This window comes from Gordonia malaquae NBRC 108250 (assembly GCF_000344135.1).
GTDB lineage: Bacteria > Actinomycetota > Actinomycetes > Mycobacteriales > Mycobacteriaceae > Gordonia > Gordonia malaquae.
In genome coordinates this window covers 1-24,369 of record NZ_BAOP01000009.1, presented here as the reverse complement: position 1 = coordinate 24,369, position 24,369 = coordinate 1, and the positions used below count along the sequence as shown (strand labels likewise).

The 24,369-nt window shown below is 67.4% G+C and carries 24 protein-coding genes, 1 pseudogene and 1 riboswitch; of the genes and pseudogenes, 12 read left to right on the top strand and 13 right to left on the bottom strand.

What is annotated here, in order from left to right; all coding sequences use genetic code 11:
- Positions 1–292, bottom strand: a pseudogene (locus tag GM1_RS07715) (ATP-grasp domain-containing protein); the annotation flags it as partial.
- Between the two features lie 98 nt (positions 293–390).
- On the opposite strand from GM1_RS07715, the gene GM1_RS07710 reads away from it, so the two are divergent.
- Positions 391–1,341: a DMT family transporter gene (locus GM1_RS07710; RefSeq protein ID WP_008377812.1), complete on the top strand. Its 951-nt coding sequence runs from the start codon at positions 391–393 to the stop codon at positions 1,339–1,341.
- A gap of 1 nt (position 1,342) precedes the next feature.
- On the opposite strand, the gene GM1_RS07705 is transcribed toward GM1_RS07710, so the two are convergent.
- From GM1_RS07705 to GM1_RS07695, 3 genes are all read right to left on the bottom strand, one after another.
- Entirely contained in the window at positions 1,343–2,101 is a 759-nt protein-coding gene (locus tag GM1_RS07705; protein WP_008377811.1) for a thiazole synthase, read from the bottom strand.
- Positions 2,094–2,291, bottom strand: coding sequence for a sulfur carrier protein ThiS (gene thiS / locus GM1_RS07700; RefSeq protein ID WP_008377810.1), 198 nt, complete (start codon positions 2,289–2,291; stop codon positions 2,094–2,096). The genes GM1_RS07705 and thiS overlap by 8 nt, the downstream gene beginning before the upstream one ends.
- A 23-nt stretch (positions 2,292–2,314) precedes the next feature.
- Positions 2,315–3,352, bottom strand: a complete 1,038-nt coding sequence (locus GM1_RS07695; RefSeq protein WP_008377809.1) for an FAD-dependent oxidoreductase — start codon at positions 3,350–3,352, stop codon at positions 2,315–2,317.
- Positions 3,321–3,432: riboswitch (TPP riboswitch) on the bottom strand. Its footprint overlaps the gene before it by 32 nt.
- Positions 3,433–3,460: 28 nt before the next feature.
- Between GM1_RS07695 and thiE the strand changes: the two genes are divergently transcribed.
- Together thiE and GM1_RS07685 are read left to right on the top strand one after the other, a co-directional pair.
- The gene (gene thiE, locus GM1_RS07690) at positions 3,461–4,117 is read left to right on the top strand and encodes a thiamine phosphate synthase (RefSeq protein WP_008377807.1); all 657 of its coding nucleotides are present in this window, start codon (positions 3,461–3,463) and stop codon (positions 4,115–4,117) included.
- A gap of 121 nt (positions 4,118–4,238) precedes the next feature.
- Positions 4,239–4,700 carry a hypothetical protein gene (locus GM1_RS07685; protein WP_008377806.1) on the top strand — a complete coding sequence of 154 codons (462 nt, stop codon included), beginning with the start codon at positions 4,239–4,241 and terminating at the stop codon, positions 4,698–4,700.
- Between the two features lie 6 nt (positions 4,701–4,706).
- On the opposite strand, the gene GM1_RS07680 is transcribed toward GM1_RS07685, so the two are convergent.
- Positions 4,707–5,180, bottom strand: coding sequence for an NUDIX hydrolase (locus GM1_RS07680; RefSeq protein WP_008377805.1), 474 nt, complete (start codon positions 5,178–5,180; stop codon positions 4,707–4,709).
- A gap of 118 nt (positions 5,181–5,298) precedes the next feature.
- On the opposite strand from GM1_RS07680, the gene GM1_RS07675 reads away from it, so the two are divergent.
- From GM1_RS07675 to GM1_RS07665, 3 genes are read left to right on the top strand one after another with little or no spacing between them, the layout of a single operon-like run.
- Positions 5,299–6,750: a GlnX family signal transduction membrane protein gene (locus GM1_RS07675; protein ID WP_008377803.1), complete on the top strand. Its 1,452-nt coding sequence runs from the start codon at positions 5,299–5,301 to the stop codon at positions 6,748–6,750.
- Positions 6,747–7,721: a glutamate ABC transporter substrate-binding protein gene (locus GM1_RS07670; RefSeq protein ID WP_008377801.1), complete on the top strand. Its 975-nt coding sequence runs from the start codon at positions 6,747–6,749 to the stop codon at positions 7,719–7,721. Before GM1_RS07675 ends, GM1_RS07670 begins: the two co-directional genes overlap by 4 nt.
- A gap of 4 nt (positions 7,722–7,725) precedes the next feature.
- Entirely contained in the window at positions 7,726–10,158 is a 2,433-nt protein-coding gene (locus GM1_RS07665) for a serine/threonine-protein kinase (protein WP_008377800.1), read from the top strand.
- Here GM1_RS07665 and GM1_RS07660 read toward each other — a convergent pair whose 3' ends face one another.
- Positions 10,159–11,235 (bottom strand): HtaA domain-containing protein, encoded by a 1,077-nt coding sequence (locus tag GM1_RS07660; RefSeq protein WP_008377798.1) that lies wholly within the window; start codon positions 11,233–11,235, stop codon positions 10,159–10,161. It lies immediately after the preceding gene.
- 107 nt (positions 11,236–11,342) lie between these two features.
- On the opposite strand from GM1_RS07660, the gene GM1_RS07655 reads away from it, so the two are divergent.
- Positions 11,343–11,735, top strand: a complete 393-nt coding sequence (locus tag GM1_RS07655) for a VOC family protein (RefSeq protein WP_008377796.1) — start codon at positions 11,343–11,345, stop codon at positions 11,733–11,735.
- The gene (locus GM1_RS07650; RefSeq protein WP_008377795.1) at positions 11,708–12,526 is read left to right on the top strand and encodes a helix-turn-helix domain-containing protein; all 819 of its coding nucleotides are present in this window, start codon (positions 11,708–11,710) and stop codon (positions 12,524–12,526) included. The genes GM1_RS07655 and GM1_RS07650 overlap by 28 nt, the downstream gene beginning before the upstream one ends.
- Positions 12,527–12,537: 11 nt before the next feature.
- Here the strand turns inward: GM1_RS07650 and GM1_RS07645 are convergent, their stop codons facing one another.
- Genes GM1_RS07645 through GM1_RS07635 form a run of 3 tightly spaced genes read right to left on the bottom strand, consistent with a single transcriptional unit; the run spans position 12,538 to position 15,201 of the window.
- Positions 12,538–13,599 carry a DNA polymerase domain-containing protein gene (locus GM1_RS07645; protein ID WP_008377794.1) on the bottom strand — a complete coding sequence of 354 codons (1,062 nt, stop codon included), beginning with the start codon at positions 13,597–13,599 and terminating at the stop codon, positions 12,538–12,540.
- Positions 13,592–14,644, bottom strand: a complete 1,053-nt coding sequence (locus tag GM1_RS07640; protein WP_040519705.1) for an ATP-dependent DNA ligase — start codon at positions 14,642–14,644, stop codon at positions 13,592–13,594. Before GM1_RS07640 ends, GM1_RS07645 begins: the two co-directional genes overlap by 8 nt.
- A gap of 47 nt (positions 14,645–14,691) precedes the next feature.
- Complete coding sequence (locus tag GM1_RS07635; RefSeq protein WP_008377792.1) at positions 14,692–15,201, bottom strand: Lrp/AsnC family transcriptional regulator; 510 nt, start codon at positions 15,199–15,201, stop codon at positions 14,692–14,694.
- Between the two features lie 188 nt (positions 15,202–15,389).
- Between GM1_RS07635 and GM1_RS07630 the strand changes: the two genes are divergently transcribed.
- Complete coding sequence (locus GM1_RS07630; RefSeq protein ID WP_008377791.1) at positions 15,390–16,463, top strand: Glu/Leu/Phe/Val family dehydrogenase; 1,074 nt, start codon at positions 15,390–15,392, stop codon at positions 16,461–16,463.
- 46 nt (positions 16,464–16,509) lie between these two features.
- The gene (locus GM1_RS07625; RefSeq protein WP_008377790.1) at positions 16,510–18,462 is read left to right on the top strand and encodes an alkaline phosphatase family protein; all 1,953 of its coding nucleotides are present in this window, start codon (positions 16,510–16,512) and stop codon (positions 18,460–18,462) included.
- Here the strand turns inward: GM1_RS07625 and GM1_RS07620 are convergent.
- Both GM1_RS07620 and GM1_RS07615 read right to left on the bottom strand, forming a co-directional pair.
- A complete protein-coding gene (locus tag GM1_RS07620) occupies positions 18,440–19,132 on the bottom strand; it encodes a FadR/GntR family transcriptional regulator (protein WP_008377789.1) in 693 nt (230 codons plus the stop codon). The genes GM1_RS07625 and GM1_RS07620 overlap by 23 nt on opposite strands.
- 15 nt (positions 19,133–19,147) lie before the next feature.
- Positions 19,148–20,023 carry a sulfite exporter TauE/SafE family protein gene (locus tag GM1_RS07615; protein WP_008377788.1) on the bottom strand — a complete coding sequence of 292 codons (876 nt, stop codon included), beginning with the start codon at positions 20,021–20,023 and terminating at the stop codon, positions 19,148–19,150.
- Positions 20,024–20,192: 169 nt separating this feature from the next.
- Between GM1_RS07615 and GM1_RS07610 the strand changes: the two genes are divergently transcribed.
- Positions 20,193–22,157, top strand: coding sequence for an alkaline phosphatase family protein (locus GM1_RS07610; RefSeq protein ID WP_008377787.1), 1,965 nt, complete (start codon positions 20,193–20,195; stop codon positions 22,155–22,157).
- A 2-nt stretch (positions 22,158–22,159) separates the two neighbouring features.
- Here GM1_RS07610 and GM1_RS07605 read toward each other — a convergent pair whose 3' ends face one another.
- On the bottom strand, positions 22,160–22,648 hold the full coding sequence (locus GM1_RS07605) for a DUF456 domain-containing protein (RefSeq protein WP_040519702.1): 489 nt from the start codon (positions 22,646–22,648) through the stop codon (positions 22,160–22,162).
- Positions 22,649–22,669: 21 nt separating this feature from the next.
- Between GM1_RS07605 and gluQRS the strand changes: the two genes are divergently transcribed.
- Positions 22,670–23,602 carry a tRNA glutamyl-Q(34) synthetase GluQRS gene (gluQRS, locus tag GM1_RS07600; protein ID WP_008377785.1) on the top strand — a complete coding sequence of 311 codons (933 nt, stop codon included), beginning with the start codon at positions 22,670–22,672 and terminating at the stop codon, positions 23,600–23,602.
- A gap of 5 nt (positions 23,603–23,607) precedes the next feature.
- Here gluQRS and GM1_RS07595 read toward each other — a convergent pair.
- The coding region (locus GM1_RS07595) for an HNH endonuclease signature motif containing protein (protein WP_008377783.1) at positions 23,608–24,369 on the bottom strand (762 nt) is incomplete at its 5' end.

The window sequence follows — 24,369 nt, the reverse complement described above, 5'->3', positions numbered from 1 at the left end:
CCCCGGCCATCATCGCGAGGATGTCCGTCTCCTCGTGAATCGGGATGACGATGTCGACCTTCTCCCGTTCGACGATCGCTGCGAGTTCCCGGCAGTATTCCTGCGGAGCGAACTTGGGCGGCGGCACCTTGTGGAAGCCGCTCACCGCGTTCGAATACCTGCTCACACCCACCGCGAGACTGTCGACGACGGTCACCCGGTGACCCGCAGCCGCCATCAGTCGCGCCAGGTTGAGCGTCAAAAACGACCGCGCGAAAGTGATCAGGACATGTCTGCTCGTACCAGAGGCCACAGATACACACTAGACACTCCTCACCTACGGCCGGGTAATGTGGGCAATCGATCAACAGCGGGATCGTCACTCGCACGGTGGGATTGGGGAATTCTTCGTTGTTCGCAATCGGGGTCATCGCGGCAGCCATGGCGGCAGTCGCGTACGGCGTGTCGACCGTGCTGCGCGCACTGGGTGCACGTCGCGTCGCGCTCGAAATGCGCGAAGACGGCAAGAACGACGTCCATCCGCTCGAAGAGGGCGGCGCAGCGCCGTCGGTCTCGTCGACCATGTCGACCATCGCCGACCCGGCATTCATCCTCGGCACCCTGATGGTGATCGTCGGCTTCGGCGGCGGCGCCCTCGCGGCACGTTTCCTGCCGCTGTTCCTGGCGCAGTCGATCGTCGCGGCCAACCTCGTCGTCACCGCACTCCTCGGCACCCTGCTCCTGAACATCACCCTGCACACCCGCGACTGGGTCGCGATCTGGCTTGTGGTCCTGTCGCTGTTCATGCTCGGCGTCTCGTCATCACCGCACGCGCACGACGAAGCGTCCCGCGACTTCCACTGGGGCCTGCTGATCGCGACCTTCATCGTCGCGGCGATCGCCCTGATCGGTGTGTACAAGCTCGGCAAGTACGCGGCCATCGTCGGCGGCGCCGCGTCGGGTCTCCTGTTCGGCATCATCGCGATCGCAGTGCGCGTCCTCGATGGCCTCGAGCCGTTCGACCTGGTCACGATTCTGACAGACCCGGCCGCATGGTCGATCGCTGTCGCGGGTGCCGTCGGCTTCTTCGTGCAGACCGTCGCGCTGCAGGTCGGTGCCGTCAACGGCGTCACCGCGCTCCTGGTGGTCGGCGAAACGGCGGGCCCGAGCCTCATCGGCGTCGCATTTCTCGGAGACGCCGCACGCGAAGGTCTCGGATGGCTGGCGGTGGTCGGCTTCGTCGGCGCAGTGGTGGGAGCTGTTCTCGTCGCCTGGTACGGCACCGGCGACCCCGACCACTTCGGTGAGGCTCCACCAGAGAAGGGCGGCTGGCGCCGCGGCCGCCAGCAGTCAGAAGCCTGACTCAGTCGCGATCGGGACTCGACGCCTGCGCCCAGAAGCGCTTCGGGATGCGCCCGGCTTGCGATGCGAGTCGCCCGGCCTTCACCGCGTGCGCCATCGCCTCCGCCATCACTTCCGGACTGTCCGCCCGCGTGACGGCACTCGCGAGAAGCACGGCGTCGCAACCGAGTTCCATCGCGAGTGCGGCGTCGGACGCCGTCCCGATGCCCGCGTCCAGGACAATCGGCACACTCGCGCGAGACACGATCATCTCGATGTTGTGCGGGTTCGCGATCCCGAGACCGGTCCCGATCGGTGCACCGAGCGGCATCACGGCAGCGACACCAACGTCTTCGAGACGAAGCGCCAGCACCGGGTCGTCGTTTGTGTACGCCATCACCGCGAAGCCGTCGGCGACAAGCGCGGCCGCAGCATCGACGAGTTCAAGCGAGTCGGGCAGCAGAGTCCGGTCGTCGGCGACCACTTCCAGTTTCACCAGATCGGTCTCGACCGCCTCGCGGCCCAACTGCGCGGTCAGCACGGCTTCGGCTGTCGTATGACATCCGGCGGTGTTCGGAAGCACTGCGATGTCGAGCCTGCGCAGCAGGTCGAGGACACCGGTCCCGGCTGTCGGATCCACCCGACGCATCGCGACGGTCGTGAGTTCTGTGCCGGAGGCGACGAGTGCGCGTTCGAGGACGGCGAGGTTCGACGCGCCGCCGGTCCCCATGATCAGCCGTGACGAGAACTCACGGCCTGCGACGACGAATCCGTCAGCCACCTTGCACCGCCGTCAGAACGTCGACCTCGGCGTAGGCGCTGATCTCTTCGTCCCAGCGCGTCTTCGGCCGCACCACGCCGTTGACGGCGACAGCGACGCCGGTATCGGGCAGATCGAGGTGCGCGAGCAGTGCAGGGACGTCGACGGGTCCGTCGAGGACGACGGTGTCGCCGTTGACTGTGAGTTCCACGGGGTTCTCCTTCGTTGGGGTTCTCAAGTGAGCAGACCTGCGACGCGGTTCGCCGTCCACGGCGCGAGGGCGATTCCGTTCCGACCGTGGCCGGTCGCCACGATCACGCGGTCGTCGATCCGACGGACCACGGGCAGCCCGTCGGCAGACGACGGTCTGATGCCGGCCGCGACCTCCACCAGCTCGTACGTCCGCAGTCCCGGCATCAGTTCTCCCGCGTCGGCGAGCAGGTCGGCGACTCCACCTGCCTGCGGCGCGCGGTCGTCCGGCCCGACGGCCTCGTATTGGGTGGCGCCGACGACCACCCCATCCGCACGCGGGACGACGTACAGCGGTCTGCCGTGCCAGCGGGCTCGGATCACCCGAGCGGGCGGCGGCACCGCCCACCGGGTGCGGCGCAGGCGAAGGATCTCGCCCTTCTCGCCACGCATCGGAAGCTCCCCCACGGACGTGACCTGCGGGGTTCCCAACCCGGCGGCAACAAGCACCTGATCGCCTGGAACCTCGGCGGCATCGGTGATCTCGGCAGTCACGAACCGGACTCCCGCCTCCTCCGCAGCGGACCGGAGCGCGTCCAGCAGACGCCGGTTGTCGACTGCACCCTCCCCCGACGCGAGGTATCCGCCCGCGATGTTCCGGGTGAGCGTGACCTCCGCACGTCGCATCTCCGCAGCCGACTCGGCGGTGATCGTCGCATCCGGCAGCTGGGCACGGACGAACGAGACCTGGTCGTCGAGTTCGGCGAGGTCCGCGCTCGACGCGGCGACCAGCAGACTGTCGTCAGCGACCCGAACGGCGGGGTCACCGAGACGCGCGAGGAAATCCGGCCATGCAGACGCCGACTCCGCGGCGACAGCGAGCAGAGCGTCCTCGCCGGGTCTGCCCTCGCCGAAACAGCCGAGCATTCCGCCCGCGACGTGAGCGGCACGACGCTGCGCCCCGGCGTCGAACACCGTCACCGACCAGCCGCGATCTGCCGCCGCCAACGCGCACGACAGCCCGATCACTCCGCCGCCGACAACTGAGAGGTCACGTCTCACGATGCATCCCTTCGCCGGCATTACCCGGATCAGGTCAGACGGTCAGCGACGGTCCGCGTCGCACTCTCAGCCCGGCGCCCCGGACTCCCGTGTCTTCACACTTCCGCCGCCCAGCCTACCGTTGACACCATGCCCGCCGACCCGCGCACCGCTCTCGCCGACGCCCGCCTCTACCTGTGCACCGATGCCCGCCGCGAGCGCGGCGACCTCCTCGAGTTCATCGCCGAAGCAATCGCCGGAGGGGTCGACATCGTGCAACTCCGCGACAAGGAACTCGACGCGAAGGAGGAACTCGAGATCCTCGCCGCGATGCGGGATGTGGTGCATGCGGGCGGTGCTCTGCTCGCAGTCAACGACCGCGCCGACATCGCGCACGCCGCGCGCGCCGACGTGCTCCACATCGGGCAGGACGACCTGCCGCCCGCCGCGGCGCGCGCCGTCGTCGGACCGGATGTCGTCATCGGCCGCTCCACCCACGACGAGGACCAGATGCGCGCTGCAGTCGCCGACCCGGATGTCGACTACTTCTGCACCGGCCCGTGCTGGACGACGCCCACCAAACCCGGCCGCGCCGCCACCGGCCTCGGTCTCGTCCGGGCCGCCCACTCGGAGTCCAGCCGAAAGCCGTGGTTCGCCATCGGCGGCATCGACCTGGGCCGCGTCCACGAGGTGACGGCCGCCGGAGCGTCACGCATCGTCGTGGTGCGTGCGATCACCGGCGAAGCGGATCCACGCACGGCCGCTACCGCTCTCCGCGGTGCGGTGCTAGGCTCGTCGACACTATGACGTGGAAGCTCCTGGTAACCCGCCGCAGCGGGGTCTGATTCGACCGACCCCCCGCTGCGGGTTCGTCGTCTTCCACCACTTTCGTCGGTCACGAAATCTTCGACCGAAATGAACCGACGAGATGCGTTCCATTCAGATCCACCCGACATCGTTGACCCCGTACGGGCACGGCGTCCGCCGACTGCCCACCTGGTTTCCACCGGAGGCGGCCACGATGACCACTGCCAGCTTCAACAACACCTACGCCCCGACCGGCGCGATCTCCCTCGACGACCTGCGGATCGAGCCCAGCGCCGCCGACATGGTCCGCTGCACCGCGAACGTGACAGTCGCCGCACGCACAGTCAGCCTCGAGGCGACTGCGGCGGGCACGATCGGCGCGATGACGTCGATGCTCTACGACATCGGCGCAGGCGTCGAGATCATGTCGTTCTATCAGCAGACCGAAGGCGCTGAGATCATCACGTATCTCCTCTGCGACCGCGACGGCGACCGTTGCTGGAGTTACGGACGTGGACGCACCGGCGACGAGTCAGCCGTCAACGCGCTCATCTCCGGCGCCAACCAACTCGCCAAGAACTGACCCGGGTCAGAACTGCAGACGGTCCACGAGCGCCGGCCACGCCAGAGCCAAACCGGGATGCAACGGAAGGTCGGCGACCGACGTGGAGGGCACCCAGCGCAGTTCCGCCGACTCGCCGTTGGCGACAGTCGTGATCTGATGTGCGGTCCGAGCGATGACCGTCGTGTACGTCCATCCGCTCGACGCGCGGTGGGTGACGACCGAGTCGGTCACCTCGAGATCGGACGCAGCGATGCCGGCCTCCTCGTGGGCTTCGCGAACGGCGGCCTGTTCGACGGTCTCGTGGGAGTCGCGGGCGCCGCCGGGCAGCCCCCAGGTGCCGCCTTGGTGCGACCAGACCGCACGGTGTTGCAACAGCACTGCGATCCCGTCGACGTCGTCGCCGAGTGGTGCGGTGAGCAGCAGTCCCGCAGCCCCGTGACGTCCCCAGTAGCGCTGTCCGTCAGCGTCGAAGACCCAGCCGTCGCCGTCTCCCTGCACGATGTCTCCTTCGCCGTCTGCGGGTGATCGCCCGACTCGCCCATCACGCTACCGGGTCCTCCCATCCGTACGAAGGCACGCGGACTAGGCTGGGTTGAACCGAGGGAAAGGGACGCAAGTGACCGGCCAGGTTTCGGGTGTGCGCTCAGCGCTCTCGCATGCCGGTCGGACCGTGATCCCCGACCGGGTGGCTCCGGGTCCCACCCTGCGGCAGGTGATCGCAGACCGCAGGGAGATCGCCGCGATGACTCGGGAACGAGTGGCGTCGCCCCTGGTGACACTGCGTTTCTACGCGACGACGACTCCAGGGAAACTGGTCATCATCCTGCTCGCGATGATCGTCGCCTGTGGCCTCACCGGATGGTATTCGTCGGCCGCGTTGACCTCGCGCAGTTCCACCCTGTCGTCGTTGATCGACCGGAGTGAACCGCAGGCCGAGGCCGCCGAAGTCCTCTACAGCTCCCTGTCGGTGGCCGACGCGTCCGCCAATTCGGCGTTCATCTCCGGCGGCCGCGAAACGCCCGAACTGCGGGCGAACTTCATGAACTCGATCGCCACCGCGTCCACGGCACTGATCGCTGCCACCGACGGCTACCGCGAAGGCGCCGCCCCGCACTCCGAGGACGAGGAGTCGGCCCGCGCCGACCTGAACACCTTGGCGGTGAAGATCCCTGCCTACACGGGACTGGTCGAGACCGCGCGCACCAACAACCGGCTGGGCTACCCTGTCGGCTCGGCGTATCTGACGGTCGCGTCGTCGTTGATGCAGAACACGATCCTGCCCGCGGCGCAGCGGCTATACGAGCAACGTTCGGCCGCCATCTCCGAGCCGCAACGGACACTGACGGTTCCGCCGTGGGGTGTGTACGTCGCGCTGTTCCTGATCATCGGCATGCTGATCGCCACCGGCCGCTACCTCGCGAGACGGACGCGACGCCACTTCAACATCGGACTGATCGCCGCGCTCACGGCGATGGTCCTGGGCACGGTGTGGCTGCTCGCATCCGGTCTGATGTCGGTCGCCGCGGCCAACACCGCCAAGGTGTCGGGCGCCGACCCGCTGCACACCCTCACGAGCATGCGGATCCTGACCCAGCAAGCACGGTCGGCGGAGACGCTGTCGCTGGTGCGTCGGTCGGATCCGGGCGAGCTCGACCGCACGTTCATGGACGCCATGGACAAGATCCGCACCGAGGCGGACGCTCTGCGCGCCGACCCCGATCTCGCCGACGACCCCGGGGTGACCGACCGTCTCGAGGACGTGAAGTCGGCTGTGGTCCGGTGGCGGTCCGCGCACATCGAAGTGGCGCGTCTCCTGACCAACGGCGACTTCACCGGTGCCCGCGCACTCACCGTCGGCGAGGGCACGATCAGCACCGCGACGGCGTACTCCGAGGCGAACACCGCGCTGGTCGCCGCCATCAACGACGCCAGGTCGACGTTCCGGACCAACATCAACACCGCCCAACGAGTGCTCGGATTCACCGGAGGCGGCATCGCCGTACTCTGTGTCGTCGCCGCGCTCGCCGTGTTCGGCGGACTGTTCCCGCGGATCCGGGAGTACCGATGAAGCGACACCTCGTTGCTGCACTCATCTCCGTGGTCGTCGCGACGTCGCTCACTGCCTGCGCGATGCCGACCAACGAAGGCAACCCACCGCCGACGACAACGGCGTTCATCCCCTTGCCTCCGGATGTCACGTTCGACGACTCGGTCGACACGCGGATCCAGAGCACAACGTGCGACACGTCGAGCCTCCGGCCCACTGACAGCACACCGGAACCCGGCCAGATGCCGCCCGGCTCGACGATGGCGGCCATCGTCAAACGGGGCCGCCTCGTGGTCGGCACCGACCTCGGATCCAATCCGCTGAGTTTCCGCGACCCGCTGTCCGGCGACGTGAAGGGCTTCGACGTCGACGTCGCGCACTGGATCGCCGCCGCCCTGTTCGGCGACCCCAACCGCATCGACTACCGGATGGTCTCGACGGACAATCGGATCGACGCGCTCACCTCCGGCGCGGTCGACGTCGTCATCAAATCGATGAGCATCACGTGCAAGCGTCTGGAGTCGATCGACTTCTCGTCGCCGTACTTCAATGCCGCGCAGCGCATCCTCGCCTACCGGCACTCCGGGATCGAGACCGTCGCCGACCTGAAGAACAAGAAGGTGTGCGCCACCCGATCGTCGACGTCAGCGACCAGAGTGAAGGAGATGACACCGAGCGTCCGCTTCGTGTCGACGGTCAGCTGGGCCGACTGCCTGGTGATGATGCAGCAGGGCCAGGTGGACGCGATCACGTCCGACACTCCGATCCTCGCCGGCATCGTCGCCCAGGACCCCTGGGTGCAGGTGGTCGGCGACAGCCTCGGCACCGAGGACTACGGAGTCGGCATCGCGAAGGGCCATCCCGACTTCGTGCGGTTCGTCAACGGGGTGCTCGCCGCACGCCGCGGTGACGGCAGCTGGCAGAGGTCCTATTCCGAATGGCTGTCGGTCCTCGGACCGGGCAGCCCGCCGTCGTACTCCTACCGCGATTGAGATCATGGCCGACCACACCGACGAACCCTCGACCGAACCGGCGCAGACGATGCCGACGGACACTCCGCCGCGCGCGTCGGCGGTCGAGGTGAGCACTGCCGCCACCGATGAGGGCCCGGCGACGCAGGCCACTGAGACCGCGGCGTCGCTCGTCGGCCCGCCGACGGTCGGCACGATGCCCGCGCCGCAGGGGACCCAGGCGACCCAGGTCCGGCGGCTGTTCGACGACATCACGGCCTCGCGCCGCAAGACCCGCAAGGGCCCACACGTGCACGATCGCCGCCTCGGCAGCGAGCTCGTGCAACTCCCCGACGTCACCGACATCGATCCCGCCGACGCCGTTCTCGCCGATCCGAAGATCGTCGAGTCGAAGCGCACGTGTTGGCAGTGCGGCCGCAAGGTCGGCCGGTCGTCGGGCGAGGGCAAGGGGCCGATCCAGGGCACCTGTCCCAACTGCGGATCGCGGTACTCGTTCGTTCCGGGACTCTCGCGCGGGACGATGGTGGCCGACCAGTACGAGATCGCGGGCGCCATCGCGCACGGCGGCATGGGGTGGATCTATCTCGCGGTGGACCACAACGTGTCCGATCGCCCAGTCGTCCTCAAAGGCCTCCTGAACTCGTCGGACTCGCAGGCTCAGGCCGTCGCGATCGCCGAACGTCAGTTCCTCGCGTCAGTCAACGATCCCGGCATCGTGAAGATCTTCAACTTCGTCGAATGGGCTGATGAGGACGGCCGATTGTTCGGCTACATCGTCATGGAGTACGTGGGCGGTCACACGCTCAAGCAGCTGACGACGTCGGATTCCGGCAAGTCGAAAGTGATGCCCGTCGAGCAGGCCATGGCGTACATCCTCGAAGTGCTCTCGGCCGTCGGCTACCTGCATTCGGTCGGCCTGGTCTACAACGATGTGAAGCCCGACAACATCATGATCACCTCCGACGAGGTGAAGCTCATCGACCTCGGCGCGGTGTCGGCGATCAACGGCTACGGGCGCCTCTACGGCACGCCCGGATTCCAGGCGCCGGAGATCGTCGAGACCGGCCCACAGGTGGTCACCGACATCTACTCGATCGGTAGGACGCTCGCCGCGCTGACCGTCGACATGCCGATGGAGGACGGCCGGTACCTCGACGGCCTTCCCGACCCGGAGACCACACCGGTGTTCGTCCAGAACCCGTCGTTCTACTTTCTGCTGCACCGGGCGACGTCGACCGATCCGGCGGAACGTTTCGAGTCCGCGGAAGAGATGACGACGCAGGTTCTCAACGTGCTGCGTGAAACGGTGGCGCTGCACACCGGCGTTCCGCGGCCGTCGATGTCGACCGTGTTCACCCCACAGCGGTCGACGTTCGCGACAGAACTGCTGTTGGCCCCGGTCGACGGCTTCTTCGATCCGAAGGACGCCGCGATCCACGATCCCGCCGACATCGCGCGAGCTCTCCCGGTTCCGTTGGTCGATCCGACGGATCCGGCCGCCAACGTCCTCACCTCGGCCGCGCTGTCGTATCCGCGGCAGACGTTGGACACGATCAACGCCGCCCGCGCCGACGGTTTCGCAACGTTGATGCGCGGGCTGTCGGACGACGAGAACCCGCTCGACCCGGACCATCCGTCGTTGGAGATCGACCTCGCCGAGGCGCGGGCCCACTTGGAGCTCGGCAACCTCGACACCGCCCTCGAACTGCTGCGCGGCGTCGCCGATCATCACGGCGACTCGTGGCGTCTGCACTGGTTCCTCGGCATCTGTGCACTGCTGAACGCCGAGCCGGAACTCGCCTACGACCGGTTCCACGAGGTCCTCGAAGCGATGCCCGGCGAGGTGGCGCCCAAGCTCGCCGTGGCCGGCACCGCCGAGCTGATCGGGTACTGGCTGTCGGCGGACGACTTCATCACCAACGAGCAGGCCGCGCAGGTGGAACGCTGGTACGACATCGCACGGCAGGCGTATCACGATCTGTGGCTCACCGACCACGGCATCGTCACCGCGGCGTTCGGGTTCGCCCGAATGTTGTTGGCCGAAGGAGAGATCGGCCCGGCGATCGAACCGCTCGACGAGGTGCCGATGACGAGCCGCCACTACGGAACGGCACAGATCAGCGCGATTCTGGCGCTTGTCCACGGGCGACCCGGTGAGGAGTTGACCAAGGAGGAGCTGTTCGAGGCGGCGAACCGTTTCAGTTCGATCGGCTATGACGATCCGCGGCGCCGCAGGCTGAAGTTGATCATCCTCGGCAGCGCGCTCGGTTGGATCGACGCCAATCCCGACCCCGGCCAGTGCGGCGAGTTCCTCGGATTCCCGTTCACCGAGCAGGGGTTGCGTGCGGGCACTGAACGGTCACTGCGCGAACTCGCTCGCGCCACGCGCGACAACCGGGCACATCGCTTCCTGCTGGTCGACCTGGCGAACCTCGTCCGACCCGCGACGCTGTTCTGATCAGAACAGCGCGACAGGCGACGCCCCGGCGAGAGAGGCTGCGGCGAGAGATGTCGGCGTCAGTCCGGCTCGGAACGTCGTCCTAACCCCCGAGACGGACAGTCCACGCGCGATCCGCGACGCCTGCGCGGCAGTGAGACGCAGATCGGCGACGTCGATGCGACGGAGCGCATCTGTGCCGTTCATATCGGTGCTCGACGTGCGCATCGACAGGACTGCGCGGGTGCCGTTCACCCGGATGATCGGATCGGCGAGGGCGATCTCGAGGAGGTGGAACTTTGTGAACGCGACGACCGTGCCGCGGTAGCGGAGTTCACCACGGCCGTTGGCGATCGTGTTGTCCGTGAGCTCGAACGACATGTGTCCCGCGTCGTCGACACTGGAGCCGTCGCTGCCGGACAGCGAACCTCCACTGCGCTTCACCGACGATGCGAAGGCGGGAGAGAAGCCCCAGACCAGGTCTTTCACGGGCGCCTTGGGCGTGTTGGGACCGGGCTCGGTGGAATAGTTGATCGGGACGAACCGCTCCTGAGACGCGTTCACCGCGTCGGCGGCACCGTAGGTGTAGACGCCCCACCGCTTGCCTGCCGGGACCTTCTCCGGCGTCGCGAGGGTCAGTCGAGCGGTGAAACGGCCTGCGGAGTCGAGCGGCACCCACTGTTGGCGGACTGTGCGTCGCAGGTCGAACGGCACGTTCGGGACCTTCGCGAGGGCGCTGCGCGACAACGCCCACTTCGTCTTGGAGCGAACCTCCGCGCGCGAGGACGCGGGCGCTCCCTTCGACGGCTGCCACACGGGAGCGAATCCGCCGAACGTGACGAAGGTTCCGTGCGGAACGCCGGGCGGAACAGGGACGGGCAGACCCGACGTGTTGGCCCGTGGATCGAATCCGACACCCTTGACGACCACCTGGTCTCCGGGGTGCAACTCGGTGTCGCCCACCGGCGTCACTCCATCTGCGAGGAACACCGAGATCGCGGGTCTTGTGGGGGCTGCCGCCACGTTCCCGACACCGACGCCTGCAACCGAACACACGGCGATGACGACCAGAACCAGCACACTGCGCAATCGAGACATGAGTTGAGCCTAACCTAGTCGGAAGTTCGTCTCTTGGGCCGAAGGTCCCCGGTCGTTCTGCCGATTCGTACAAGAATCCGCTGCACCACAGGGGCAGGATCGTCACTATGAACACACGAACAGACACCAACATCTGGCCCGGCATTACCTGCGACGACGCACTCGCCGAACGCGACTGGCTCGAGAGTCTCGGTTTTCACCCCGGCATCCTCGTCGAGGGCGACGGTGACGGCGAGGTGATCCACTCGGAGATGCTGTGGCCCGACGGCGGACGGGTGATGATCCACTCGACCTGCAAGACCGACGCCACCTTCACCACGCCTGCGGGCAGCTCGAGCGTCTATGTCGTCGTGACCGATCCGGACGCCGTCTACGCCAAAGCACAGGCGGTCGGCGCACGGCTGGTGCGCGACATGGCCGAAGAGGATTATGGGTCAAGAGGCTTCTCCATCGCCGATCCGGAGGGCAACACGTGGAGTTTCGGGACGTACGCGGGCTGACCGCCGAACTGGAGCGGTTCGGTGTCGGCGTCTCGCCGTACACCATCTCGGGCGCCGAGCCCGGCACTCACCTGGGCCTGCCGTCACCGACGGTGACGTTGATCGTCGATCTCCAGGACGGACTCGACCTCAGCGGCCCGGGTCTGAGCAGACGCACGCTGTTCCGGTGCTGCATCGGCGGACTGCACACGACGCCGTTCACGATTCATCACGACGGTTCGCAGATCGGGGTGCAGGTGAGCCTGTCCCCTGGCGCCGTCCGACGACTGTTCGGCGTTCCCGCCTCGGCATTGGGTTCATCGTCGTTCGAGCTGGCCGACCTCGCCCCTCAATTGGCGGTACGCCTGTACGACTCGGTCGGGTCGGCAGATTCCGCCGACCGCGGTCGGGTGGCCGCGCAGACTTTGGCCGCCGGCATCGGGAGTCGGTTGGGACCGACGCCGCCCGGCGCGGATCCGGATGCGGTGCGCGCGTGGAGACGGATCCTGCACAGCACCGGCCGAGTGACCGTCGGTGAGCTCGTCGCCGAGTCCGGATGGTCCGCGCGTCGCCTCACCGGGGTCTTCACGGCCGAGTTCGGGTTGGGACCGAAGCAGGCCGCCCGACTGGTCCGGTTCGACGCCGCCCGCCGCGCCCTCGAATCGGGAGTCACACCTGGATCGGTGGCGGCAGATCTCGGCTACACCGACCAATCGCACCTGTCCCGTGACTTCACCGAGTTCACCGGACATCCGCCGCGCAGGTACCTGGCCGAGAGGCGCGCCGAGTTCGTCGCGCCGGCCGGTCACTGAGCCCGGGGCCGCTATTTCTCGACGCGGTTGCCGTCGGCGTCCCAGTTCTCGGCGACCTTCTTGCTGGGCTGCACGCGAGGCGGCTCGCCCGGCATCTTGGGGTACGACGGCGGGTACGGCAGATCGCCGAGGCCCTCCGCATCGTCTCGGTGCACCATCTCCAGGAGCGGTTCGAGGCCCTCTGCGTGATCACCGATGTCGGCCCACGGATCACCGCGCTCGGCGACAAGGCCAGGCACGGAAGCGATGGTCAGATCGTCAGGGTCGACGTCGACCAGTTCGTCCCAGGTCAGCGGCGTGGAGACGCGAGCTCGCGCCGACTTTCGGGCGGAGTACGGCGCGGCCATCGACCGGTCGCGGGCGTTCTGGTTGTAGTCGATGAAGATCCGATCGCCGCGCTCCTCCTTCCACCACGAAGTGGTGACGGCGTCGGGCGCACGTCGTTCGAGTTCACGTCCGAGAGCGATCACGGCGCGGCGGGTGGCGATGAAGTCCCACTCGGCGCGGATCGGCACGAACACGTGTATCCCGCGGCTGCCCGAGGTCTTGACGAAGCCGGTGAATCCCAGTTCGTCCAGGAGCGGTCGCAGCAGATCGAGCGCCACGCTGCGAACCGCGTCGAAGTCGCGGCCGGACGGCGGATCGAGGTCGATGCGGAGTTGATCGGGATGGTCGTTGTCGGGGTCGACGGTCGGCCATGTGTGGAAGGTGACCGTCCCGAGATTCGCGGCCCACACGACGTCGGCGGGAATCCGCGGGCAGAACGCCTGGCCGGTCCGCTTGGACGGGAACACGATCCGCGTCGACTCCACGTGATCGGGATGGTACTTCGTGAGGTGCTTCTGGTAGATCTCGTCGCCCTCGACGCCGTCGGGGAAACGCTGCAGGAACGTCGGCCGACCCTGCAGAGCAGCGAGCAGCGGACCGGTGGTCGCCATCGTCCGGTAGTAATCGACCAGGTCGCCTTTGCGGCCACCGTTCTCGCCGAGCTCAGGAAAGTAGATCTTGTCAGGGTTGCTGCGCTTGACCTCGACACCGTCGACGTCGAGCATCACAGGTTTCGGCTTAGGCATCGTTCGAACCCTCCAGAACGTCGTGGATGTCGTAGGTCAGCGGAACGTCGAGCTGGTCGTATCCGCAGCTCTCCGGATCCCGGTCGGGACGCCAGCGCAAGAACTTCACCGTGTGGCGGAAGCGACCGTTCTCCATCTGGTCGTACGCCACTTCGACGACGAGTTCCTGCCGGATCGGAATCCACTCGCCACTGCCCGCGGACCGCCAGCGGGACAGTTCACCTTGAGCGACGTTGTCGGGGTCGACCCTCATGGGCTCGAACATCTGCTGCAGCTCTTGGCGTTTGACGTCGGAGAAGGCGCTCGACCCGCCGACCATGCGCAGCTCGCCGTCGTCGCCGTAGAGGCCGAGCAGCATGGAGCCCAGGCCGGTTCCGCTCTTGTGCACGCGGTAGCCGAGGACCACGCAGTCGGCGGTCCGCTTGTGTTTGATCTTGAGCATCTCGCGCTTGCCCGGAACGTACGAACCTGTCAGCGGTTTGGCGACCACGCCGTCGAGTCCGGCGCCTTCGAACGCGGTGAACCAGTCTCGTGCCACGTCGGCGTCCTGCGTCACGCGACTGACCTGCATCCGACCGTCTCCGCTGATCGCTTCGAGCAGCGCCGCACGGCGCACGTCGAACGGCTCGCCGGTCAGGTCCGTGTCGCCGAGTGCGAGCGCGTCGAAGCCGATGAAGACCGCAGGTGTCTCCTCCGACAGCTTGGCCACACGTGAAGCGGCCGGATGGATCCGCTGACTCAGCGAGTCCCAGTCGAGGCGTCGGACACCGTTGATCTCCTTCACCACACCGACCTCGCCGTCGACCACGCAGCGTTCGGGAAGCTCCGCCCGTGCAGCGTCGACCAGCTCGGGGAAGTAGCGTGCGAGGTCTTTGCCACCGCGGGAGGCCATCACGACCTCGTCACCGTCGCGGAACACCAATGCCCGGAATCCGTCCCACTTCGGCTCGTACGACCACGCGGGGCCGTCGGCAGGCTGATCGGGAACAGCGGCAACGGCTTTCGCGAGCATCGGCGCTACGGGCGGGCTGATCGGAAGGTCCACCCGTTCATCGTCCACGACACCTACGACAGCGGCAACGGATTCGGCAGTCAGGATCGATTCGGCGGTGCGGTGGAGCGTCCCCAGCCGGAGTCTTTCGCCAGTTCGGCGAGTGGCGGGACAGACCGGTGCGGCAGCGGAGTGGTGAGCGTGAGCCAGGTGCTCGAGTGGACGACGCCGGGAAACGCGACGATCGTCGAGATGAGATCGAGCAGGTCGGGCTGGGTCGCGGAGGCGACCCGGACCAGGAGGTCTTCCCGCCCGGTGACGGTGTGGACTTCGATCACCTGGGGAATCCGACTGACTTCGTCGACGATCGCGGACAGACTTCCCTGGTGCGTCTCCAGTGCGACGAACGCGTGGACGACGAGTCCGGCTCTCGTCAGGTCGATCTCGGGTCGGTAGCCGGTGATGAGGCCACCGTCCTCCATCCGCCGCAACCGGGATTGCACAGTGTTGCGGGAGACGCCGGCCTTGGCCGCCAGTTCGACGACGCCGGAGCGGGCGTCCTTCTCCAACAGCCTCAGCAGTTCAACGTCGAGCTGATCGATGCTGAGCATTTCTGCCACCTCACTATCGCCGTCCAGCGCCTCAACTGATCAATCCGATCAGTAATCACGAATTCAGCAGACCTGATCGCAGGGTACGTCCGACGATGGTCGAGCAGACCCACAATGACCTGCATCACACTGCGGCACCGGCACATCCACCACGCCGCACCACCCGGCCACACCCCGGAAGGACCTCCATGACCCTCGCCGATCACCGCTCCGACCTCAGCGTGTTCTCGCATCCCGACATGACGATCGATCCCCCGCACGAGCAGATCGTGTTCTGTCGGGACGCGGCGAGCGGCCTGCGCGCGATCATCGCGATCCACTCGACCACGCTCGGACCGGCTCTCGGCGGAACACGCTTCTATCCGTACGCCTCCGAAGCCGACGCCCTCGGCGACGTCCTGCGCCTCTCCCGCGGTATGACGTTCAAGTCCGCCGCGGCAGGTCTCGACCTCGGCGGCGGAAAGGCCGTCATCATCGGCGACCCGACCGCGGACAAGACCCCCGAACTGCTGCGCGCATACGGCCGCTTCGTCGACACGCTCGGCGGGCGGTACATCACCGCGGGCGACGTGGGCACCACGTCGGACGACATGGACGTGATCGGCGAGGGCACCCGCTTCGTCGCATCGAAGACGCAGGCCAACGGCGGCTCCGGCGACACCGCACCGATGACGGCGCTCGGCGTGTTCAGCGCACTGCTGGCCGCAGCCGAGCAGGCCTGGGGCAGCTCCGACCTGACCGGCCGAGTGGTCGGCGTCGAGGGCGTCGGCAAGGTCGGCACCCAGCTCGTCGACCTGCTGATCGCCGCAGGCGCGACCGTGCTGGCCGCCGAGCGGAACGCCGCGGCACGCGAGGCGTTCAGCGCGAGGTTCCCGCAGGCGCGGATCGTCGACGACGTGCGCTCGGCGACGCTCGACGTGTACGCGCCCTGCGCGATGGGCGGCACCGTCACCGCCGAGCTGGCCCGGGAGACGTCGGCCGCGGTCGTCTGCGGCGCCGCGAACAACCAGCTGTCGACGCCCGAGGTGGAGCAGATCCTCGGCGGCCGCGGCATCGTATGGGCGCCGGACTACATCGCGAACGCGGGCGGCGTAATCCAGGCGTTCAGTGAGCAGCGCGACTGGACGCATCAGCAGATGCGCGACAAGGTCGAAGCACTCCGCGGCCGCACCGCCCACGTTCTCAGCACCGCGGCAGCCAAGGGGATCACCGCGGGAGACGCCGCGCGCCTCATCGTGGCAGAGCGATTGGCGTCTGCCTGACGCAACCACCCTTGCTGGATCAATCGATCCACTAGAGTCGCGGGGTATGGCCACCTCACCGGAGAACGTCTCCGAGCATTCGCGCAGGCATTTCCTCGGGCTGACAGCGGGTGCGGTCGGAATGGCGGGAGCGGCGTCGCTGCTCCCGCCGTCCCTGCTGTCGGCGGTCGCGCAGGCGCGTCCGGCGGGCTCGATCGACGACGTCGAGCACGTCGTGGTCCTGATGCAGGAGAACCGGTCGTTCGACCACTATTTCGGCACCATGAAGGGAGTCCGAGGCTTCGCCGACAACTCGGCCAAGCCCGGCGTCTTCATTCAGGACGGAATCCATCCATTCTTGGCCCGCGACGCCGCCAACCGCGGATCGCTGTCGGTCGAGTACTTGGCGTCGCTTCCACACGAGTGGGCCGACGGCCAACGAGCACTCCGTCACGGACACTGCGACGGATGGATCGCGGCGAAGGGCGCCGCGACCATGGCGTGTTACAACCGCCGGGACATCCCGTTTCACCACGCCCTCGCCGAGACGTTCACGATCTGCGACGGATACTTCGCGTCGTCGCCGACCGGAACCGGCACCAATCGCAACTACCTCTTCTCGGGGAAGTCCGGATACGAACCGTGGGGTGCCCGTTCGGTCGGCAACGAGATGTACGCCCCCGTGCATCCCGGCCTCACCTGGGAGACGTACGCCGAGAGCCTGCAGCGTGCGGGCGTCGACTGGCGCGTCTACCAGGAGTGGGACAACTTCACCGACAACAATCTCGACTTCTTCTCCACTTTCCGCGGGATCGGACGCGACGCGCTCCTACGTGCAGGCCAGCTCGGGATCGATCTCACCGGCTTCTATTCGCTGCTGATCGAGAGCGGCCGGAAGAGTCCGCACGGCGACGTCCTGCCGTCCGCAGACCAGCGGGCGCGTGTCGCGGCAGTTCATCGTGCAGCACGCGCCCTCGGTCGGCGTCAGGCCGAGCTGTACGACCGCGCCCTGTACCGCAGCGAGCCCGGGACCCTGATCTCACGCTTCAGGAAGGACGTGGAGCGCGACGGACTGCCCACGGTCTCCTGGATCGTGGCCCCGGAGGCGGACTCCGAGCACCCGCGGAGTTCGTCGCCTGTCCAGTCGGCCAACGTGGTGTACCGCCTTCTCGACGCCCTGGCGTCCAGCCCAGAGGTGTGGCGCAAGACGGCCGTGATCCTGAACTACGACGAGTTCGACGGCTACTTCGACCACGTGGTGCCGCCGCTGCCCCCTGCCGGCGAACCCGATGAGTGGTGGGAAGGCGATCCGATGGGCTTCGGGTTCCGGGTGCCGATGACGATCGTCTCGCCGTGGACGGTGGGCGGCCGGGTCTCGTCCGAGGTGTTCGACCACACGTCGGTCGTCCGCTTCCTCGAGCGGGTGACCGGAGTGCGATGCCCGAACATCTCGGCATGGCGGCGGAAGGTGAGCGGCGATCTGGTCTCAACTCTCGACTTCGGTCGCTCCGACGGTCTCCAGGTTCCCGAGACACCCGGTCCGCCGCCCACGTTCCACAAACGGTGGACGGCGAAGCCGGGCGGCGGTTTCCCCGAGCAGGAGACGGGTGTGACCACTGCGCTGCCCACGCAGTACCGCCTCTCGGCGAACGTGGTGAACGGGACTGTAGAACTGATCAACGACGGCGACCGATCCGCAGTCTTCGCCGTGTTCCACGACGGCGACGTCACGCACGCGACGGTGCGAGGCACCCGGCGGATCCGACTGCCCCGCAGCACGGACCACGTCGTGATCACCGGCCCCGACCGATTCCTGCGCGACCTGCACTTCGCCCCGGGCGGGTCGAGCGCGCGGGTTGAACTCGATCACGACGCACGGACTGTCCGCGTCGACGGCCGCGCAGTCACGCCGCAGGGCAGTTGGTACGAGGTCACCGTCGCCCACACGCGCGGCCGGCAGTACTTCACCGGCCGCCTCGAAAGCGGCCAGGTGACGACTACGTCTCCGTTGCGCCGCTGACGCCTCCCGACACAGCCGCGACAAGACTCAACAGGTGTTCGCGGGTCACCCTCTCCGCACGCTCCGAGTCTGCGTCCGCGATCGCGGAGACGATGCCCTCGTGGTCGACGGCGTCGTCGGCGGACACTGCGACCAGCGACAAGAACTCCGCCATGGCTGAGACGATTCGGGGACGAATACTGTCGAAAAGCGCTAGCAGGGGCGCATTGCCCGACGCTTTGACGATCTCCCGATGGAAGTCGACGTCGGCCGTCGCCAGAACTTCCGGTGCAGCGATCCGCATGCGATCCCGCTCGTCGAGTGCACGGCGAACGGCTGCGATCTCCCCCGCATCGTTACGCTCGGCGGCAAGAGCGGCAGCACGCGATTCGATGGCGATTCGCACCTGCAAGACGTCGGCGATCGCACTGATCTCCGCAAGCCGGTCCCACGAGTCGTTCGGCGTCGTCGACCTCACGAACACGCCGACACCCTGCCTGGTGACTAGCATTCCGCGTGCCGCGAGAAGCCGGATGGCTTCCCGGATGGTCGATCGTCCGACACCCAACTCGGCCGCGAGCGCGGTTTCAGACGGGAGTTGTTGGTCCCGCTCCCATCGCCCGCCGACGATCTCGTCGAAGAGGGACTGAGCTGCTCGCTGCGACAGCGGCGCTCGGGTCAGCGCGTCCATTCACGTCCTCAGTCGTCAGGTTGTCGGACTACTCCTGACACGGGTAGCCGGGCGCGTGGAGCGATGTTCGGCGACGATCCGGTAGATCTCGCGTACTGCGACAGCCAGCGCGAAAACGGCGAAGACGAGTCCCAAGACTTTGAGGTCGAGCGCCAATGCGACGAGCACACCGATGAGTGCGCCGGGTACCGCTCCGATGTTCAGAAGCGTGGCGAGCCTCAGGTCCGTCGTCCCCTGTCTGGCATGCACAACGGTTCCGACGATCGCATTGGGCAAGAACATGAGCAACGACGTGCCCTCGGCCGTCGTCAGATCCGCGCCGAAGACCAGCATCAGCGCGGGCACGGCCAGCAGTCCGCCGCCGAGACCCATCCCCGCCGACCACGCCCCAATGACCACACCGAGCGCAATCGACACCGGAACGGTGAACCACACATTCTCAATCAACGACGCTGAGACGACGGCCGACCCCTCGAGCGGATCAGCTCCGGCCGCGTCCAGGAACAGCTTTGCGCATGTGACCAGCAGGATACCGATGAACAGCCACTGCAACAGTCGATGCGATACCCGCAGGATCAGCCGCGCCCCGAAGACTGCGCCCACAGTCGCGCCGACAAGCATTCCGGTGCCCGCCCTGAGGTCGATCGACCCTCCCACCATTGCGAAGGTCGCCGCGCCCACACCACAAACCGCGATATTCGCCGCACCCGCGGTCCCGTGCAGAGACGGTCGGGGCAGCGAGGTGAGCTTCTCGAGGGCCGGGACATAGAACACTCCGCTTCCACCACCGAGCAGTCCCCCGATCACACCACCGGTGAATCCGACGCCCAATCGGGCCTGGGTCGACCCTCCGGAGTCTTCCGCCGTCTGCTTGTCAGCCTTCGTGACCACGCTCTCTCCTCTCGCCCAGGGCGCCTTCGCCACTGTTCGGCAAACACTAGTACTTGTCTGACAAGTACTCAACTGATTTCTCTCCTCATCGGCGCGCCGCTGATGCGCCGCTCACCCGCCACCCCGCCGACACCGCCGCGACACCCCACACTCCTAGCGTCTGGAGATCGTGGCGACATCCCCCGAAACGGTTTCCGAACACTCCCGCAGGCACTTTCTCGGACTGACCGCAGGCGCCGTCGGCGCGGCGGCCGCGGCGACCCTCCTCCCGCAGTCGTTGGTCGACGCGGTCGCCAAGGGGCGTCCCGCCGGCGGCCTTCGCGATGTGGAGCACGTAGTGGTCCTCATGCAGGAGAACCGGTCTTTCGATCACTACTTCGGCGCACTGCGCGGAGTTCGAGGTTTCGCTGACAACTCGGCGCTGCCCGGCGTCTTCGATCAAGACGGCGTCCACCCGTTCCTCGCGCGGTCGGCGGCGAACCGCGGCGATCTGTCCGTCGAGTACCTCGCCTCGCTCCCCCACAGTTGGCCCGACGGACACCAGGCCCTCAACGGAGGACGCTGCGACGGTTGGGTCGGAGCCAAAGGCAAGGCGGCGATGGCCGCCTACGACCGGAGAGACATCGGTTTCCACTACGCACTCGCTGAGACGTTCACCGTGTGCGACGCGTACTTCGCGTCGTGCCCCACGTCGACCAGTCCCAACCGGAACTTCTTGTTCTCCGGCACCACCGGATTCGAACCGTACGGTCCGCGGGCAGTCGGGAACGACGCCTACGACAGTGCACATCCCGGCTACTTCTGGACGTCGTACGCCGAGAGCCTGCACGACGCCGGTGTGGACTGGCGGGTGTACCAGGAGTGGGACAACTTCACCGACAACAACCTCGACTTCTTCGCGAGCCTGCGCACCATCGGGCGGGCGGCGATCGCGAACGCGGGCCTCGGCGTCGACGATCTCACCGGGTTCTACGGGGATCTGCTCGAGAAGTCGTCGGCCGGACCGGACGGCGTCTACCGGACGACTGCCGCCCAGCGTCGTGCCGCTCAATCGGTGCACGACTCGGCGGCCCGTCTCGGCGGGAAGTACGCCGACCTCTACAACCGAGCCCTGTACCGCGGCGAGCCCGGCAGTCTCGTGAGCCGTTTCCGAGAGGACGTCGAGAAGAACTCACTTCCGACGATCTCGTGGATCGTGACATCGGCCGCCGATTCCGAGCATCCCGGATCGTCGTCGCCGATCCAGTCGTCGACCATCACATATCAACTGCTCGACGCGCTGGCCTCGAACCCCGCAGTCTGGAACAAGACCGCCGTGCTCCTGAACTTCGACGAGTTCGACGGGTACTTCGACCACGTGGTGCCTCCGTTGCCACCGGAAGGCGAACCCGACGAGTGGTGGGCCGGCAAGCCGATGGGACTGGGCTTCCGCGTTCCGATGACGATCGTGTCGCCGTGGACGGTCGGCGGACGAGTCTCCTCGGAGGTCTTCGATCACACGTCGGTCGTGAGGTTCATGGAGCGGGTCACGGGCGTTCGGTGCCCGAACATCTCCCGCTGGCGACGCAAGGTGTGTGGCGATCTTGTGTCCACATTCGATTTCACCCGGTCGGACGGGTATCGCGCACCGTCGAAGCCAGGGAAGGTTCCGACGTTCGTCGAACGGTGGAACGCCGAGCCCGGCGGCGACGTCCCCTTCCAGGAGTCGGGCGACGCCGTCGCACTGCCGACACCGTATCGCTTGTCTGCGAACGTGGTGGACGGTGTCGTGACCCTGACCAATGAAGGTTCACGGGCCGCAGTGTTCGGCGTCTTCCACAACGGAAGGGCCGAGCACCACACGGTCACCGATCGACGACGGGTGACTCTTCCGTCGGGGACCGACCACGTCGTCGTGACTGGACCCGACCGATTCCTACGTGACCTGCACTTCCGTCCCGGTGGTTCGGCGGCCCGTGTGATGCTCAACCACGCCGCCGGACGGATCACGGTGAACGGGCGCGACGTGACGGCCACCGCGGTCCGGAACGGCTGGTACGAGGTGAGCGTCGCCGACACCTCCGGGCGGCAGTACTTCACCGGCCGTCTTGAGAACGGCCGTCGGACGCGCACCTCGCCGCTACGCCGCGACTAGCTCTACGTCGCGACTGTGTAGCCGAGCCAGACGGCGACGGCGGCGAGCGCTCCGGCGAGTTCAATCACGATCAGCAGGCCGACTGTCTTGGTGGCGGTGATGCCGCCGGTCCAGCCCGCCTTCAGGTCTTTCAGTCGGACGGCTTCGGCTACAACAGTGCCCACGATGAAACCGAGCGGAAGTCCGATGACGGGGACCACGAAGAACCCGATGATGCCGAGCAGTCCGCCGACGACGAGCGACCAACGCCCGACATCCGACTTCGCCAGCGATCGCCCGCCGATCACATACTTGACGGTCCAGGCGACCGCCATACACGCCACGGCCGCGGCGAACACCCACCACGCGGTGCCGCCGGAGAGGATCGCCCAGATCAGGATTCCGGCCGCGACCAGCACTGTTCCCGGTAGCAGTGGCACGACGATGCCGACGAGCCCCACCGCCATGAGGACGCTGACTCCGGCATATGCCCAGGTGTTCACATCGACCATGTAAGCAGGCCGTGGCATACGGTGGGGACCGTGGTTCTCGACGTCACGCCCGCCGGGCGCTTCGCTCCGTCGCCGTCCGGCGATCTGCACATCGGAAATCTGCGGACCGCGGTCCTCGCCGATCTGTTCGCCCGCACGTCGGGCCGACGGTTCCTCATGCGTGTGGAAGACCTCGACCGCGTGCGCGAGGGCGCCGAGGAGCGTCAGCTCGCCGACCTCGCAGCGCTCGGCATCCGGTGGGCCGAGCCGGTGATCCGTCAGTCCGAGCGCCGCGATGTGTACGCCGCGGTGGTCGACGGATTGACCGCGGAAGGTCGCACTTTCGAGTGCTTCTGCACGCGCCGGGAGATCCTCGACGCACCGTCCGCGCCGCACGCCCCGCTGGGCGCCTACCCCGGCACCTGCCGCGACCTGACCGATGCCGAGCGTGATGAGCGGCGCCGCACCCGCCCGGCGGCGATCCGGTTGCGTGCCGACGTCACGGAGTTCACCGTCCACGATGCGCTGCACGGTCCGTTCACCGGCGACGTCGACGACTTCGTCCTGCGTCGCAACGACGGGACGCCCGCGTACAACCTGGCCGTGGTCGTCGACGACACCGCTACCGGCGTCGACCAGGTGGTCAGGGGTGACGATCTGCTGAGCTCGGCGCCCCGGCAGGCCTATCTCGCGACTCTGCTCGGCGCGACGCCGCCCGAGTACGCGCACGTCCCGATGGTTCTGAACAGGTATGGAGCGCGTCTCGCCAAACGTGACGGTGCCGTCACCCTCGCCGACCTCGCGGAGCAGGGCGTCGACGCGGCCGGAGTCCTGTCCATGATCGCGACCTCGCTGGGCATGGCCGACCAGGGTGAGTCGGTCACGTTGGACATCCTCGCGTCCCGCTTCGATCCCGCCCGTCTTCCGCGCGAGCCGTGGGTGTTCGTTCCGGGGCATGGCGGTGTCCCCGCCTGAGCAACTCAGGCGGGGTTCCGCACCACGTCGCCCCCTGGTGGGGCCGGCGGTCCCGGCGGTGGTGCCGGGATCCGGCACGACAACCACTTCTCGACCGCCGACCCGGACTGAGTGGCACGGATGGCCGGGAGCAGCTTCTCCGGCTGCAACGAGTGGTTGACTTTCCACGGCTCGGTCGAGCCGGTGGGTCGCCATCCGACCCGGCCTTTGAACGGGCCCGAGGTGAGAATGGTGGTCTCCCACCCGCCGGGTGTCTTCGCAACACTCCGGTTGTGGGGACCGCAGGCCCCACCCAGGTGATCGATGTCGGTGGGTCCGCCGTCTTGCCAGTCGGGCATGTGGTGCGCTTGGGTCCGTGACCACGGGGTGGTGCATCCGGGTGCGGTGCAGCCGCGGTCCCGACCGAACAGCGCCAGCCTCTGGGCCAGCGAGGCCAACCGCTTGCCGCGACCCAGGTGCAGGATCTGTGAGGACTGGCCTTCGAACACTTCGAGCCACGGGGTGGCGTCGGCGGCGATGTCGACAAGGTCGGTGACCGGGAGGCGTGTGCCGGTGGCGGTGACCGCAACACCTGCCCGGTTCTCGAGGTCCTCGAGCGAGGCCGTCACGACCAGGTGGGCGGGGAGGGCCACGGAGTCGCCGAGGGCGCCGTTGGCGAGCAGGTGGTCGAGCATTGCCTCGAGTGCATCGTGGTTGCGCTGGGACTGCGAGCGCGTATCGCGCTCACGAGCCGCGGAAAGGGCCTCAGCGTCTGCACCGTAGGCCGC

Coding starts and splice junctions, on each gene's coding strand:
- thiE (WP_008377807.1), top strand. CDS start 3,461: ATGCCCGCCGACCCGCGCACCGCTCTCGCCGACGCCCGCCTCTACCTG.
- GM1_RS07645 (WP_008377794.1), bottom strand. CDS start 13,599: ATGCCTAAGCCGAAACCTGTGATGCTCGACGTCGACGGTGTCGAGGTC.
- GM1_RS07660 (WP_008377798.1), bottom strand. CDS start 11,235: ATGTCTCGATTGCGCAGTGTGCTGGTTCTGGTCGTCATCGCCGTGTGT.
- GM1_RS07655 (WP_008377796.1), top strand. CDS start 11,343: ATGAACACACGAACAGACACCAACATCTGGCCCGGCATTACCTGCGAC.
- GM1_RS07625 (WP_008377790.1), top strand. CDS start 16,510: ATGGCCACCTCACCGGAGAACGTCTCCGAGCATTCGCGCAGGCATTTC.
- GM1_RS07635 (WP_008377792.1), bottom strand. CDS start 15,201: ATGCTCAGCATCGATCAGCTCGACGTTGAACTGCTGAGGCTGTTGGAG.
- GM1_RS07670 (WP_008377801.1), top strand. CDS start 6,747: ATGAAGCGACACCTCGTTGCTGCACTCATCTCCGTGGTCGTCGCGACG.
- GM1_RS07605 (WP_040519702.1), bottom strand. CDS start 22,648: ATGGTCGATGTGAACACCTGGGCATATGCCGGAGTCAGCGTCCTCATG.
- GM1_RS07620 (WP_008377789.1), bottom strand. CDS start 19,132: ATGGACGCGCTGACCCGAGCGCCGCTGTCGCAGCGAGCAGCTCAGTCC.
- GM1_RS07665 (WP_008377800.1), top strand. CDS start 7,726: ATGGCCGACCACACCGACGAACCCTCGACCGAACCGGCGCAGACGATG.
- GM1_RS07695 (WP_008377809.1), bottom strand. CDS start 3,352: ATGCCGGCGAAGGGATGCATCGTGAGACGTGACCTCTCAGTTGTCGGC.
- GM1_RS07685 (WP_008377806.1), top strand. CDS start 4,239: ATGCGTTCCATTCAGATCCACCCGACATCGTTGACCCCGTACGGGCAC.
- GM1_RS07630 (WP_008377791.1), top strand. CDS start 15,390: ATGACCCTCGCCGATCACCGCTCCGACCTCAGCGTGTTCTCGCATCCC.